At 56.1% G+C, this 14153-nt stretch carries 13 protein-coding genes; 4 read left to right on the top strand and 9 right to left on the bottom strand.

Going from position 1 to position 14153, the window contains the following annotated elements:
- The first annotated feature begins 30 nt into the window (after positions 1 to 30).
- From KPHS_03180 to KPHS_03160, 3 genes are all read left to right on the top strand, one after another.
- Positions 31 to 1989 (top strand): acetyl-CoA synthetase, encoded by a 1959-nt coding sequence (locus tag KPHS_03180; RefSeq protein ID YP_005224618.1) that lies wholly within the window; start codon positions 31 to 33, stop codon positions 1987 to 1989.
- A 183-nt stretch (positions 1990 to 2172) separates the two neighbouring features.
- Positions 2173 to 2484, top strand: a complete 312-nt coding sequence (locus KPHS_03170) for a DUF485 domain-containing protein (protein YP_005224617.1) — start codon at positions 2173 to 2175, stop codon at positions 2482 to 2484.
- Complete coding sequence (locus tag KPHS_03160) at positions 2481 to 4136, top strand: acetate permease (protein ID YP_005224616.1); 1656 nt, start codon at positions 2481 to 2483, stop codon at positions 4134 to 4136. The genes KPHS_03170 and KPHS_03160 overlap by 4 nt, the downstream gene beginning before the upstream one ends.
- Before the next feature lie 47 nt (positions 4137 to 4183).
- Here the strand turns inward: KPHS_03160 and KPHS_03150 are convergent, their stop codons facing one another.
- The 8 genes from KPHS_03150 to KPHS_03080 all read right to left on the bottom strand — a co-directional run bounded on the left by KPHS_03150 (position 4184) and on the right by KPHS_03080 (position 11329).
- The gene (locus tag KPHS_03150) at positions 4184 to 5281 is read right to left on the bottom strand and encodes a putative adhesin (protein ID YP_005224615.1); all 1098 of its coding nucleotides are present in this window, start codon (positions 5279 to 5281) and stop codon (positions 4184 to 4186) included.
- Positions 5282 to 5300: 19 nt separating this feature from the next.
- Positions 5301 to 5813, bottom strand: a complete 513-nt coding sequence (locus KPHS_03140) for a fimbrial morphology protein (RefSeq protein ID YP_005224614.1) — start codon at positions 5811 to 5813, stop codon at positions 5301 to 5303.
- A 71-nt stretch (positions 5814 to 5884) separates the two neighbouring features.
- Entirely contained in the window at positions 5885 to 8110 is a 2226-nt protein-coding gene (locus KPHS_03130; RefSeq protein ID YP_005224613.1) for a putative outer membrane usher protein, read from the bottom strand.
- A gap of 307 nt (positions 8111 to 8417) precedes the next feature.
- Positions 8418 to 9107, bottom strand: coding sequence for a putative chaperone (locus tag KPHS_03120; RefSeq protein YP_005224612.1), 690 nt, complete (start codon positions 9105 to 9107; stop codon positions 8418 to 8420).
- Between the two features lie 60 nt (positions 9108 to 9167).
- Positions 9168 to 9725 (bottom strand): putative fimbrial chaperone protein, encoded by a 558-nt coding sequence (locus KPHS_03110; RefSeq protein ID YP_005224611.1) that lies wholly within the window; start codon positions 9723 to 9725, stop codon positions 9168 to 9170.
- Positions 9694 to 9819 carry a hypothetical protein gene (locus KPHS_03100; protein YP_005224610.1) on the bottom strand — a complete coding sequence of 42 codons (126 nt, stop codon included), beginning with the start codon at positions 9817 to 9819 and terminating at the stop codon, positions 9694 to 9696. The genes KPHS_03110 and KPHS_03100 overlap by 32 nt, the downstream gene beginning before the upstream one ends.
- A gap of 416 nt (positions 9820 to 10235) precedes the next feature.
- Positions 10236 to 10925, bottom strand: coding sequence for a putative inner membrane protein (locus KPHS_03090; protein YP_005224609.1), 690 nt, complete (start codon positions 10923 to 10925; stop codon positions 10236 to 10238).
- On the bottom strand, positions 10922 to 11329 hold the full coding sequence (locus KPHS_03080) for a putative inner membrane protein (protein ID YP_005224608.1): 408 nt from the start codon (positions 11327 to 11329) through the stop codon (positions 10922 to 10924). Before KPHS_03080 ends, KPHS_03090 begins: the two co-directional genes overlap by 4 nt.
- A gap of 105 nt (positions 11330 to 11434) precedes the next feature.
- Between KPHS_03080 and KPHS_03070 the strand changes: the two genes are divergently transcribed.
- Entirely contained in the window at positions 11435 to 12316 is an 882-nt protein-coding gene (locus KPHS_03070; RefSeq protein ID YP_005224607.1) for a LysR family transcriptional regulator, read from the top strand.
- A gap of 162 nt (positions 12317 to 12478) precedes the next feature.
- Here KPHS_03070 and KPHS_03060 read toward each other — a convergent pair whose 3' ends face one another.
- Positions 12479 to 14125, bottom strand: coding sequence for a putative sodium:hydrogen antiporter (locus KPHS_03060; protein YP_005224606.1), 1647 nt, complete (start codon positions 14123 to 14125; stop codon positions 12479 to 12481).
- Positions 14126 to 14153: the final 28 nt, after the last annotated feature.

Genomic DNA, 14153 nt, shown 5'->3' with positions numbered 1-14153 from the left:
ATTTAACAAGTTCAAAGGAGAAAAAAAGCCATGAGCCAAATTCACAAACACCCTATTCCCGCTAATATTGCGGAACGTTGCCTGATTAACCCGGATCAGTACAAGGCGCAGTACCAACAATCCATAACCGACCCTGATACATTTTGGGGCGAGCAGGGCAAGATCCTTGACTGGATGCGGCCCTATACCCGTGTAAAGAACACCTCCTTCGCACCGGGTAATATTTCCATCAAATGGTATGAAGATGGCACCCTGAACCTCGCCGCTAACTGTCTCGACCGCCACCTCGCCGAACGCGGCGATCAAACCGCCATCATCTGGGAAGGCGACGACGCCAGCCAAAGCAAGCACATCACCTACCGTGAACTGCATGCCGACGTGTGCCGTTTCGCCAATGTGCTGCTCGACCTCGGGATTAAAAAAGGCGACGTGGTCGCTATCTATATGCCGATGGTGCCGGAAGCCGCGGTGGCGATGCTGGCCTGCGCCCGCATCGGGGCAATCCACTCGGTCATTTTCGGCGGCTTCTCGCCGGAGGCGGTGGCCGGACGCATTATCGACTCCAGCTCACGCCTGGTGATCACCGCTGACGAAGGGCTGCGCGCCGGTCGCGCCATCCCGCTGAAGAAAAACGTCGATGACGCGCTGAAAAACCCGAACGTGAAAAGCATTGAGCACGTGGTGGTCCTGAAACGCACCGGCGGCAATATCGACTGGCAGGAAGGCCGCGATCTGTGGTGGAGCGACCTGATTGCAAACGCCAGCGCCGAACACCGGCCCGTCGAAATGAACGCCGAAGATCCGCTGTTCATCCTCTATACCTCCGGCTCCACCGGTAAACCGAAAGGGGTGCTGCACACCACCGGCGGCTATCTGGTCTATGCGGCCACCACCTTTAAATACGTTTTCGACTACCATCCGGGCGATATTTATTGGTGCACCGCCGACGTGGGCTGGGTCACCGGCCATAGCTATCTGCTGTACGGCCCACTGGCCTGCGGCGCCACCACCCTGATGTTCGAAGGGGTGCCGAACTGGCCTACGCCGGCGCGCATGTGCCAGGTCGTCGATAAGCATAAGGTCAGCATTCTCTATACCGCCCCGACGGCTATTCGCGCCCTGATGGCGGAAGGCGACAAAGCTATCGAAGGCACAGACCGCTCCTCGCTGCGCATTCTTGGCTCGGTCGGCGAACCGATTAACCCGGAAGCCTGGGAGTGGTACTGGAAGAAGATCGGTAACGAGAAGTGCCCGGTGATGGACACCTGGTGGCAGACCGAAACCGGCGGCTTTATGATCACTCCGCTGCCGGGCGCGATTGAGCTGAAGGCCGGCTCCGCGACGCGTCCGTTCTTCGGTGTCCAGCCGGTGCTGGTGGATAACGAAGGCCTGCCGCTGGATGGCGCCACCGAAGGCAACCTCGCCATCGCCGACTCCTGGCCCGGCCAGGCGCGTACCCTGTTCGGCGACCATGAGCGCTTTGAGCAAACCTACTTCTCCACTTTCAAAAATATGTACTTTAGCGGCGACGGCGCGCGTCGTGATGAAGATGGCTATTACTGGATCACCGGCCGGGTGGATGACGTCCTGAACGTCTCCGGACACCGTCTGGGGACCGCCGAGATCGAATCGGCGCTGGTGTCGCACCCAAAAATCGCCGAAGCGGCGGTGGTGGGGATCCCGCATAACATCAAAGGCCAGGCCATCTATGCCTACGTGACGCTCAATCACGGCGAAGAACCGACGCCGGAGTTGTATGCCGAAGTGCGTAACTGGGTACGCAAAGAGATCGGTCCGCTGGCGACGCCGGATGTGCTGCACTGGACCGATTCGCTGCCGAAAACCCGCTCGGGCAAAATCATGCGCCGCATTCTGCGTAAGATTGCCGCAGGCGACACCAGCAACCTCGGCGATACCTCGACCCTCGCCGATCCTGGCGTCGTGGAAAAACTGCTCGAAGAGAAGCAGGCCATTACCATGCCATCGTAAGTAAGGACCGATTCCCTACACCCTCTCCCCTTCCGGGGAGAGGATAAAAATAAGTCCCTCCCCCAGGATTTCACTCGCAGGAACGCCGTCAGCAACACCTGTCCCGGCTCCGTCGCCGGAGGGGTTGCTGTCGCCAGCGTCCGCCGAGTGGATGACGAAAGGGAGACCTCTGGAGACGCTAAGATGAATGAACAACTTTGTCAGCGGATAGAAAATAGTTCGCATTTCAGGGAGTTAGTTGCATCACGGCAACGGTTTGCCGCCATTCTGTCAGTGATTATGTTAGTGATCTACGTGGGCTTTATTTTGCTTATCGCCTTTGCACCCGGCTGGCTCGGCACCCCGCTGCACGCCGGAACCAGCGTCACCCGCGGGATCCCGCTCGGCATTGGCGTGATCGTCATTTCGTTTATCCTGACCGGTATTTATGTCTGGCGAGCTAACGGTGAATTCGACCGTTTGACCAAAAGCGTTCTCAACGAGGTAAAAGCATGATCAAGAGAGTCCTGACGGCGCTCGCCGCCACGCTGCTGCCCCTCGGCGCCCACGCCGCAGACGCTATTACCGGCGCGGTACAGCGCCAGCCGACCAACTGGCAGGCGATTGTCATGTTCCTGATTTTCGTCGCCCTGACGCTGTACATCACCTACTGGGCCTCAAAACGGGTGCGTTCGCGCAGCGATTACTACACCGCCGGCGGCAATATTACCGGCTTCCAGAACGGGCTGGCGATTGCCGGCGACTTTATGTCAGCGGCGTCGTTCCTCGGTATCTCCGCGCTGGTGTATACCTCCGGCTACGATGGGCTGATCTACTCGCTGGGCTTTCTCGTCGGCTGGCCGATTATCCTGTTTCTAATTGCTGAACGTCTGCGCAATCTTGGCCGCTATACTTTTGCCGATGTCGCCTCTTACCGCCTGAAGCAGGGGCCGATCCGCACCCTCTCCGCCTGCGGTTCGCTGGTGGTGGTGGCCCTGTATCTGATTGCCCAGATGGTGGGCGCCGGCAAGCTAATCCAGCTGCTGTTCGGCCTTAATTACCATGTCGCCGTAGTGCTGGTTGGCGTGCTGATGGTGCTCTATGTCCTGTTCGGCGGCATGCTGGCGACTACCTGGGTGCAGATTATTAAAGCGGTTCTGCTGCTGTGCGGCGCCAGCTTTATGGCCTTTATGGTCATGAAGCACGTCGGCTTCAGCTTCAATAACCTGTTTACCGAGGCGATGGCGGTCCACCCGAAAGGGGCGGCGATTATGAGTCCCGGCGGACTGGTGAAAGATCCGATATCCGCGCTCTCTCTGGGTCTGGGTCTGATGTTCGGTACCGCTGGCCTGCCGCATATTCTGATGCGCTTCTTTACCGTGAGCGACGCCAAAGAAGCGCGTAAAAGCGTCTTCTACGCCACCGGTTTTATGGGCTATTTCTATATCCTGACCTTTATCATCGGCTTCGGCGCCATCATGCTGGTCGGCGCGAACCCGGCGTTTAAAGACGCGGCCGGACAGCTTATCGGCGGCAATAACATGGCGGCGGTGCACCTGGCGGATGCGGTTGGCGGCAACCTGTTCCTCGGCTTTATCTCTGCGGTAGCCTTCGCCACTATCCTGGCGGTGGTGGCGGGCCTGACCCTCGCCGGCGCGTCAGCGGTGTCGCACGACCTGTACGCCAACGTCTTCCGCAAGGGCGCGACCGAGCGTCAGGAGCTGAAGGTCTCCAAGATCACCGTGCTGATCCTTGGGGTGGTGGCCATTCTGCTGGGTATTCTGTTTGAAAATCAGAATATTGCTTTCATGGTCGGCCTGGCCTTCTCCATCGCCGCCAGCTGTAACTTCCCGATTATTCTGCTGTCGATGTACTGGTCGAAGCTGACCACCCGCGGCGCGATGGTCGGCGGCTGGCTGGGCCTGCTGACTGCGGTCATTCTGATGATCCTCGGCCCCACCATTTGGGTGCAGATCCTCGGCCATGAGAAAGCGCTGTTCCCGTATGAATATCCGGCGCTGTTCTCCATTGCCATCGCGTTCATTGGCATCTGGGTCTTCTCCGCCACCGATAACTCACCGGAAGGGATGCGCGAGCGCGAGCAGTTCCGCGCCCAGTTTATCCGTTCACAAACCGGGATCGGTATCGAACGCGGCCAGGCGCATTAATCGTCCTCTCCCTTCCCCGGCATCGTTCGGGGAAGGGATTCTCCCCCTCAGTTATAAGTAAAGGTGATCACCCCGGTGGCGTTGGCTGTCCCCGCGGTCACCGCGCTCCCCGTCCTGTAATAGTTAGTGGATAAGGCGAGCGTCTGCATGGCCGCTGCGCCTCCGGGGCTGTCGGGGTTGGTGAAATAGCTGTAGCTGGCATCCGCGCCGCTGTTGGTCACCGTCGCGCGGCTCGAAGTATAGAGGCTGATATCGGTATTTAACGGCAGTGCTTTGCCATTCAAATTTAACTGCACTCCCACGCCAGTGGCGGCATTCTGTTCCGCCGTGAGGGCCATCACCGTATTGTCAGGGTTATCCCCGCTTGCAGAAGCAGCCGCCACACGCATCGAAACGTTAGTTCCCGGCTCGCAGGAGAGGCTCAGAGACTGCCGCGCGCTACCCACCTTCGTCGCGGTATTAAACTCACTGGCATTGATGCTGCCCATGGAAAAACTGAGATTATTGCTACCGACAATACACCCCATCGGGATTAGCTGGATGCTGGTGGTGCCGCTGATGTGCAGTTGTGAAATAGCGATGGTCCCCTTTTTATCCTTGGCCGATACCGTGGCCACCGGGTCGCTGAACGATAATTGACTCTTGCTGGCGATGGCGCCGCCGGTGGCCACCAGCTGCAGCTGATACGCCGGGGTATAATGAGTCGACGCGAAAGAGTCGAAAAGACCTGTCGGCTTTCCGAGGTAATAATTCACATCACCAATATAATGCACCTGCGAGTCGGGGCTGAAATCATCGGTGTCATCGCCATATTCACCGCTGATATTGAGCCACACCTTGACGCGGATACCGATCCCCTGCACCGAGGTGGCATAGATATTATCCCCTATCAGTGCCCCGGCATTGTTCGAGGACCAGGCAAAAACCGCGTAGGTGCTCCCCTCACAGTTAAGCAATTCCGTTTGCGAGCGCGTAATCTTCCCCGAGTCATACAGTACCGTCCCTGCGGTATAGCTCCCGGCATTGACCAGGATCTTTTCCGGCAGGTTGGTCATCGAGACATCGCCATAGTTGGTTCCCGTGCAGGCCGCCCAGCTATAGACGGGACACAGTGCCAATATGAGCAATAAGATCAGTTTTTTCATACCCATCCCTGTCGAAACGTTATTTGTAGGCCACATCGAACGTGGCGGTAAACCCGACCATCCCGGACCTTACCTGGCCATAAGGCGAAAACATACGTGCCACCATATTAAAGGTATGGATATCCGCATCGTCCCCAAAGGTATAGAGATACTGGTCGCCGGGGCCAAGGGGCTGCTGGTCGGCCATGCTCTGCAGCTGCAAACCGACGCCGCTGGCACCGTTGCTGCCAGTCTGGAAGTTTTTATAGATTGAAGCGTGGGTGCTATCGAAGCTGGTGCCGCTAAACGCGATGGTCACCGCCGACGCATCGGCGGAACAGCTGGAAAAGACCAGCTTAACCGGCACGCTGGCGCCGCTCGCCCCGGCATGTCCGGAGAACGTCTGCGAGGAGACGGTGCCTAAATCGATACTGTTCGACGGCTCCACGGCCACCTCACAGGAAGGCGCTTCGATGGTGCCCGTGACGTTAAAATTGACCGTGCTGCTGCCCTCATAAGCCAGCGCCGGAAGGGAGAGCAGCAAAATGGCCACCAGGAGGCCCCTTGTGCTGCCGTCTCGCATATTCATATCAGCCCCTCTTCCATGTTGAAAACCTGCATCCATTACCGACATTCTGCCTGATAGAACAGAATATCGTCGCCAAGGGCCATGCCGGAGAAGTCATAATGAACGGTGCACTGCTCACTGCTTTTCTCCCCCCAGCGCGCTAACAGCTGGCCTTTTTTCTGCAGCCCCGTTAGATACACCTGCCCCTCATCGCCAACGATATTGCTGCGCGACGCGCTACCGTGATCATTATCGAGGGTCACCAGCGCGCCGAAAGGCACCACGCCATTGCGGGTACGCAGGGTGAGCATCGCCTTATAGCCAATTCGCGTGTCGTACTTCACTTTGACGATCGCATTGCGCGTCGGAACCACCGTTCTGGCGACGTTATCCACTTCAGCGCCAGGTATTTCCTGTTCATCCAGCGCCAGGCTGTTACGATGGTACGGACGGACGTAAGGCACCACCGCATATCCGGCGGCATCCGTCGTCACGTTTGTCTGACCGCGCACTGTCACATCGCTGACGCCAGGCGTTTCGACCAGCGCAGAACTCTCGCCCAGAAACCGTGATAGCGTGAGTCCGCCCGCATGGGCGACCATGCCCCCGCGCAGCGAATAGTTGTAGTGATTGCTGTAGCGGTCGTAGCCATAGCCGCCAGCCACATCCCCTTTCGAACCCTGGTAGTTGACGCTGAGGTTGCCGGAGGTGCTTTTATCCTGCGTGTTGTACCCTTCCAGTACGCTCCAGTTCAGGGAACGATCCTCGAACGCCGAGCCGTTGAGCCCCACGCTGTGCGTGGTGTCGTTATGCCGACCATGGTTCAGGGTGTAATTTGCCGAAAGCGTCTCACCAAGCGGAATACTTAACGTCAGGGAGACGACCGTATCGCTGGATGGCCGGTTATTGCTGCTGTCATCGGTGCTTTGCACATTGCGGTTATAGGAATAGTTAATAAAGTAGGAGGCCTTGCCAATCGACCCGCTATAGCCCACGCCCACCGATTCCATACGCGAACTGTCCCAGTAGGTCTCATTGACCAACGAAAGCGAGAGCGAACCATAGCCAAACAGCGTCTGCGACAACGATGCGTCAAACCGGCCTTTCGTTCTGCCGCTCTGCGTACAGCAGTCGCGCTGTGTGGAAGAGTTATCGACAAAGTCCTGAAACGAATAATATCCCGAGGTGGAGTAGCGATAACCGGCCACGGAAAAGCTGGTGCCCGTCTGCAGAAAGCTTTTACTGAAGCGGACGCGATACGATTGCCCTTGCTCTTTACTGGTTGACGAGGCCGTATCGCTGGTTTTCACGTCGGCCCACGACTGAGAGCCATCAAACGACAGCGCACCGATAGTACCGAGGTTAAAGCCAGCGCCTAACAACAGGTTGGTATATTTATCTTCCGCCTGCTGGAAACCAGTATAAAGAGTGATGTTGCTGGTGGCGCCATAGGCCAGGGAAGACTGAATAAAGTTATATTCTTTATCGTCGGAGCTACCCGATCGCGTCCTGCCGCTGCTCAGCGCATAGTCCAGCTGGCCCTCACGTTGCAGGATCGCCAGCGACGCGAAAGGCACCACAAAGTTTTGCTCGCTGCCGTCAGACTCTTTAATGTTGACGTACAGGTCGCCGGCGCTGCCGGTGGCGTACAGATCGTTAATTTCAAAGGCGCCGGGAGCAACGGTGGTTTTATAAATGCTGTAACCATTCTGATAAACCGAGACCTCCGCGGTGGTGCGCGCGATCCCTCGAATCGTCGGCGCAAAGCCATGCAGGCTATCCGGCAGCATCTCTTTGTCCGAACTGAGCTGCAGACCGGTAAAACTCAAACTGTCGAAAATGCCGGAAGAGGTATACGTATTACCGACCACCAGCTGGCTGCGTAGGGTGTGAATATCGCGGGCAAGATAGGAGTAAACCGACTCCCAGCGGCTGTTGTTATCGCTGTGGCTATAGGTGCTGTAGTTGCGCAGGCGCCATGGTCCCAGATTCAGCCCAGGCTGCAGGCTGACGAACTGACTGTCGATAGTGGCGCCGTTATGCCGCGGCGCATTACGCTGCCCGGTGACGCTATAGTTGAGAAGACCGGCATTGATCCCCTGTTGCCACTGGCTCTCGGGAATATAGTCTCTGGGGCGATTCAGCATGGCGGCCTGCGGCACGGTAAAATCAATGCGCTGCTGGGCAAGAGATACCGAGAACGTCATCCCGGGGATCGCCGACAGCCGGGCGCAGGTTTCCCCTGCCTCGAACAACTGCGGATAGGCGGTGGTATTAATCAACCATGAATTCAGATACTCCGCGGACAGGCAGGGAGAAGCAGTCGCGCCTGCGTCATGGCTAATTTCCTGAAAAGTCAGCGAGTCTGAACTGACGTACTTATCGTTGATGTAAACATCCAGGTGATAGGTGCCCGGCGGTATGCCATCTTGCGAAAAATAGGATAGATCAACCGAAGCCGCAGGACTCTCGGCGACTTCGAGTAAATTTGGGTTGAAATATTCGCCGGCCTCCGCGCGAGAGGGTAGAGTACTTAGGCACAGAATAATAGCGACGCAGATACTTTTAGTTGAAAATAGCAGCTCAACGCTACTGAATGATAGCGGTATATTTCTTCCCTGACATACCATAATCATTAATCACGCTCCATGTGATCTCTTTTTTTCCTGTCGCCGACAGGCTACTCTGCACGGGTATTTTTAAGGTGGAAAACGGGGCAGCAAACCATGCGCCAGAAATATTTTTACCGTTAAGGCTAACCTGTGAGAAATTCATATACAGCGGTGAGTTATTTTTTACCGTCACCGACGTCCTCTCTTTCCCCCACTGTAATTTTTCAGCGTACGATTCCGGTGTATTACCTTTTAACGCAGCGGGTCGATAAATCAATTTTATTTTCGAATTAATCGCAAACTGTACGACATTTTTATCAGGTACATATTCTGTTGCCGGGATCCCTTTAATATTGAGCCAAAACATCGACTCGCGATCGTCGGGTAATTTCTTTCCTGATCGAACTACGCGGACAAATCCTTTCTCCCCGGCTTTGAGACGAAACAGCGGCGGCGTAATAATAAATGCGTCTTTGGCGGGTGAGGCTGCATCAACCACCGAGAGCCAGGACTGAACGATATTGCTGTTCTGATCTTTATTCTCAACCGTTATTACAGCGTTATTTTTCGTACCATCAAAAACCAGACGCGTACCGCCAACGACCACGCTGGCCTGCGCGAAGGAAGAAGACAGCAATAAACCGATCGCAAAAAAAGGATATCTCATATGTTTAATTTAAGGGGAATAGCAGGCGATTCCCCTTTCTCCATTCAACAAGAAGCCGAATTAATGATAGGTCACGTTATAAGTCACGGTTGTCTGAACGGTACCTTTCGTCGGATCGGCATCACCCGATTTCACCATTTTAACGGTGAACGGAATGGTTGCTGCACCCGAAGAGATATCAACATCAGAACCCTCTTCGTTATTCTTCATCACATTGCCCGCTTCGTCGAAAAGGGCCACAGCGACGCCGGTTGCCGGCTCATCAGTTGCCTGGTTTTTAAAATAATCGCTGTTCGCGGTATCGGAAACACCGCCAAAAGTGACGCGGGCGATACTGTTGCCACCTTCTTCCGCGGTCGGGCAATCAGCTAAGCTAAAGGAGAAGTTCTTGGCAGCGCCGAAGGTATACGCTTTCAGATCCGCCACTGAGGTGGTGCCCATATCAATAGCCGTTACACCGCCATCAATGGTCGCCGTACAGGTGGTATCGGAAACAATACCATTAAAGGTAATGGTGTTATCAGCCTGCGCAACGGTAGACAGCGCGCTGCAGGCAGAGAAAATCAGGGCACCCGCCAGAAATTTTTTACTCATCTTCATATTTATTCCCATATCCATTATAAACGACAATCAGTCCGTCAATTGCTTTATGCAGCGATATTAGAGAATGAAATTCAAGCAGCGCGGCGTCATGCATGTATTTACATGACATATGGTTTATGACAATTAATATTATTCATAAATAAACGACCAGCATTTGAATCCATTCAATAATACAAGCTCGCGTAAAAATAATAACTAGCATGAGGTAAGAACTCAATTATTAATGTAAAAATTGATTTTTTGCGACATAACATCGCAACGCATGAGTGGCCATACTCAAAACCATAAAAATCAAATAGTTATAAAGTTATAAAATTCGCAAAGATAATTGGATATTTATATAATATTTACCCCACAATTAAATACGGGCATGCAGAGAAACATTTAGTTACAAAGTCAGTGCTGATATAAGAATTGGCTTAATCTTTTATGATGAACCGTTAAATACATCAATAACAAAAACAGGGAATAGCCGATAGCTATTCCTCTCCTCAATATTTATTAACATTCACTCTGGCGATAATGTTAAAACAGCAGCCAGCGGACGACCGGCGCAGCCAGCACCACCACTACGCCTGACAGCATCATCACCAGGCTGGCCACCACGCCCTCCTGCTGGCCCAGCTCATACGAGCGCGCCGTTCCCGCACCATGGGAAGCCGCGCCGAACCCGGCTCCTTTCGCCATCCCCTCCCGGATAGCAAGACGTAAGAACAGCATATCTCCCACCGCCATGCCAAACACGCCGGTGATCACCACAAACAGCGCCACCAAATCGGGTTGACCGCCGAGCGGTTTCGCCGCCGCCAGCGCAAAGGGCGTGGTCACCGAGCGCACCGCCAGGCTACGCTGAATTTCATCAGACAACATAAACCCGCGCGCCAGCCATACGGAACTGGTGACAGCCACCACTACCGCCGTCACCACCCCGGCGCTGAGCGACATCCAGTGGCGTTTAATCACCGCGACATTTTCATACACCGGAACGGCAAAGGCGATGGTCGCCGGGCCCAGCAGCCACAGCAGCCAGTGGGTCTCTCCCATATAGCTCTGATAAGAGATATGGCCTACCACCAGAATCAGCACCAGCAGGATCGGCGTGAACACCAGCGGCATCAGAGGGAGTTTATGAAAACGTCGATACAGTTTTTTGTTGGCGTAATAGAGGACCAGCGTCGCCACCAGGCACAGGATACTCAGCACGGCATCGCTCATTTTTTTAACCTGCCCACTTCGTAACGATAGACCTTGTCAACGACCCAGGCGGTGGCGCCGAGCACCATCAGCGTGCTTAAGGCAATCACCAGAAATATCCGCCAACCATCGACCATCAACAGCTGGGCGTAGTTCACCACCGCGACCACCGCCGGGACGAAAAACAGCAGCATCTCCGCCAGCAGCCAGCGGGCGCCGGCGCGCACCCAGCTTACCGGTATCACCCGGCAGACGATCAGCAGCAGGAGCATCACCATGCCGACCAGGTTAGCCGGCAGCGGTACCTGCCACCTGTTCACCAGATATTGTGCGAAGATGAATAACCCGACGTAGAGAAGTACCTGTACCGGGATCTGAAGTCGTTGCGCCACGGCGGGGGCAACGCGAGCTGGCGCGAAGGCCATGTGCGATAGTCCTGAAAAAAAGAAGTCAGGCGAGCAGTATAGAGAGCCGCCGAAGCGGACAGAAATGAATTAAAATCATCGCAGGTATAGTCTCAGGGAATAATTATGGATATCCGAACGCTGCGCTATTTCGTTGAAGTGGTTCGTCAGCAGAGTTTTACTCGCGCGGCGGAAAAGCTGTTTGTCACACAGCCCACCATCAGCAAGATGCTCAAGAATCTCGAAGATGAGCTGAACTGCACGCTGTTGATCCGCGACGGCCGCAAACTACTGCTCACCGATACCGGGCGCGTCGTTTTTGAACGCGGCCAGGCGATCTTGGGCGAGTTCAGCCAGCTGGAGTCAGAGCTGAGCGATATCAACCACCTGCATAAAGGGGTGCTGCGGCTTGGCATTCCGCCGATGGTCGGGATGCTGATGGCCGAGCCGATCAGTCGCTTCCGCCAGCGCTATCCGGGCGTCGAGCTGAAGATCGCCGAGTTTGGCGGCCTGACGGTCCAGCAGGCGGTCAGCAATGGCGAACTTGATATGGCGATGACCGCCCTGCCTGTCGAGGAGGATAGCAGCCTCACCATTCTGCCGTTGTTCAATCACCCGCTGTGCGTCCTGACGCCAAGGACCGCGGAGTGGGAAGGTAAAACCTCGCTCTCGCCGGCCGAGCTGGCGTCGCATCCGCTGGTTATCTACAACGAGGAATTTGCCCTTAGCCAGCAGCTGATGCGGCTGTTTGCCGAGCATGACGTGAAGCCACGTATCGCGGTGCGCAGCGGCCAGTGGGATTTTCTCGCCGCCATGGTGCAGGCGGGCATTGGCGTAGCGATCCTGCCGGAGCCGATTTGCCAGCGTCTCGACCGGCAGAATTTTTGCTGGATCCCGTTGCAAAGCGAGCTGCGTTGGGAGCTGGGGATGATTTGGCGGGAAGGCGTATATATGTCGCGCAGCGCTGAAGCCTGGCTGACGTGCAGCAAAGCGTTCTGGCTGGAATAATTCTCTGGTGACAACGCGTTCCGCAAGGGAAGGGGTAGCCCGGGTCAGGCGCTTGCGCCGCTGCCCGGGTTTCCCCCGGTCGCGCTAACGCTTACCGGGGCTACACATTTACTGCAGTCTCGCCAGTAGTCCGAATAAGCGTCGCGCTATCCGGATTACAGGTTATTGATCTTCGATTAACAGCGCTTCCAGCAGGTCGAGATCGTGGAGCAGCTTCTGCAGCGTCTCGTTACTGATCTGCCGGGTGGCGCGCAGATGATACAGCTCGCCGCGCTCAGAGCGCAGCGCCGCCAGGCGGAAGCGGCGTTCCAGACTCTCTTCGAGCATAGAGGTTTCCACGTCGTTACGCCCATCGGCGCGCCGGCGCAGGTTACCGATCACCCGCGAACTGACTTCGGTCAGCAGTTGGGTATCGATATTCTCTTTGGTATCCGCCGCCAGACGCTCTTCCATCTTCTGGATCGCCACAATCGCCACGTCAGCCGTTGCCGCGCGCGCCAGACGCTCCTCTTTCCGCTGCTGCACATTATCGCTCGATTCAATGTGACGTAGCAGGATCGGCAGCGCAATCACCCCGACGAACAGCGAGAACAGGATCACCCCGGCGGCGAGGAAAATCAGCTCATAGCGCGCCGGAAAGACATTCCCGTCCGGCAGCAGCAGAGGAATGGAGAGCACACCGGCGAGGGTAATCGCCCCGCGCACCCCGGCAACGGAGGAGATCAGCAGCTCGCGCGTAGTCCAGGAGCCAAACTCCATCGGCTTCTTCTTCAGGAAGCGCTGACTGAGCTTACGCATCGACCACAGCCAGCCAAAACGCACCAGCATCAGCGCGGCATAGATCAGGATAATGTCGGTAAACAGCATCCAGGTCTCAACGTTGGGGTCGGCCTCCGCCGCCACCAGCGAACTGGAGAGGATATCCGGCAGCTGCAGGCCCAACAACAGGAAGACCATGCCGTTGAAGACAAACTCCAACATTGCCCAGGTGCTGTTGGCGCGCAGGCGCATGGCCAAGGGCGCGGTGCGCATCACGCCGGAACGGGTGATGGTCATCCCCGCCGCCACCGCCGCCAGGATGCCGGAGACACCGATATGTTCGGCAATCAGATAGGAGGCAAACGGCAGCAGGAACAGCAGGACAATCTGCGTGGCGGGTTCATCCCCGCCCCAGCGGCTGAGGAAGCGCATCGAGCGGCCATACGACCAGCTCACCACAAACCCGGCCAGCACGCCGCCAATCGCCACCTTCAGAAATTCTACGGTGGCGCCGCCAACGGTAAAGACCATGGTGCCCATCGCCACCGCGACGGCAAACTTGAGCGAGACCAGGCCGGAGGCGTCGTTCATTAGCGCCTCCCCCTGCAGAATGCCCATGATTTTCTTCGGTATCCGCCCTTCCCCAACGATGCCCGAAAGCGCCACGGCGTCGGTCGGCGACAGCACGGCCGCCAGCGCGAACGCCGGGATCAGCGGAATGCCCGGTACAATCCAGTAGATCAGAAAGCCGATGCCGACCACCGTCACGACCACCAGCGCTAGCGCCAGGCCGAGGATCTCGCGCCCGTGTTCAATAAATTCGCGGGTTGGCGTTTTCCAGCCGTCGGCGAATAGCAGCGGCGGGATAAACAGTACCAGAAACAGCTCTGGATCAAATTCAACGTGCAAACCAAAGGTCGGCCACGCCAGAAGCGCGCCAATGGCGATTTGCATCAGTGGAAGTGGAACCTGAAAGGGCAGTACGCGCGTCACTACCCCGGAGAGTGAGACCACAAGGGTCATGATGAGGATGGTAAAGAATATTTCCATGTGTTCCCTGTTTGCTGCGTTTTCTTTT

Source organism: Klebsiella pneumoniae subsp. pneumoniae HS11286 (assembly GCF_000240185.1).
Taxonomy (GTDB): Bacteria; Pseudomonadota; Gammaproteobacteria; order Enterobacterales; family Enterobacteriaceae; genus Klebsiella; species Klebsiella pneumoniae.
The sequence above is the reverse complement of the archived record's forward strand: the minus strand, read 5'-3'. Positions and strand labels throughout refer to the sequence as shown.

What these genes read in the sequence shown, in the direction of transcription:
- KPHS_03180 (YP_005224618.1), top strand. Translation starts at nt 31, where the DNA reads ATGAGCCAAATTCACAAACACCCTATTCCCGCTAATATTGCGGAACGT.
- KPHS_03170 (YP_005224617.1), top strand. Translation starts at nt 2,173, where the DNA reads ATGAATGAACAACTTTGTCAGCGGATAGAAAATAGTTCGCATTTCAGG.
- KPHS_03160 (YP_005224616.1), top strand. Translation starts at nt 2,481, where the DNA reads ATGATCAAGAGAGTCCTGACGGCGCTCGCCGCCACGCTGCTGCCCCTC.
- KPHS_03150 (YP_005224615.1), bottom strand. Translation starts at nt 5,281, where the DNA reads ATGAAAAAACTGATCTTATTGCTCATATTGGCACTGTGTCCCGTCTAT.
- KPHS_03120 (YP_005224612.1), bottom strand. Translation starts at nt 9,107, where the DNA reads ATGAGATATCCTTTTTTTGCGATCGGTTTATTGCTGTCTTCTTCCTTC.
- KPHS_03110 (YP_005224611.1), bottom strand. Translation starts at nt 9,725, where the DNA reads ATGGATATGGGAATAAATATGAAGATGAGTAAAAAATTTCTGGCGGGT.
- KPHS_03100 (YP_005224610.1), bottom strand. Translation starts at nt 9,819, where the DNA reads ATGTCATGTAAATACATGCATGACGCCGCGCTGCTTGAATTTCATTCT.
- KPHS_03090 (YP_005224609.1), bottom strand. Translation starts at nt 10,925, where the DNA reads ATGAGCGATGCCGTGCTGAGTATCCTGTGCCTGGTGGCGACGCTGGTC.
- KPHS_03080 (YP_005224608.1), bottom strand. Translation starts at nt 11,329, where the DNA reads ATGGCCTTCGCGCCAGCTCGCGTTGCCCCCGCCGTGGCGCAACGACTT.
- KPHS_03070 (YP_005224607.1), top strand. Translation starts at nt 11,435, where the DNA reads ATGGATATCCGAACGCTGCGCTATTTCGTTGAAGTGGTTCGTCAGCAG.
- KPHS_03060 (YP_005224606.1), bottom strand. Translation starts at nt 14,125, where the DNA reads ATGGAAATATTCTTTACCATCCTCATCATGACCCTTGTGGTCTCACTC.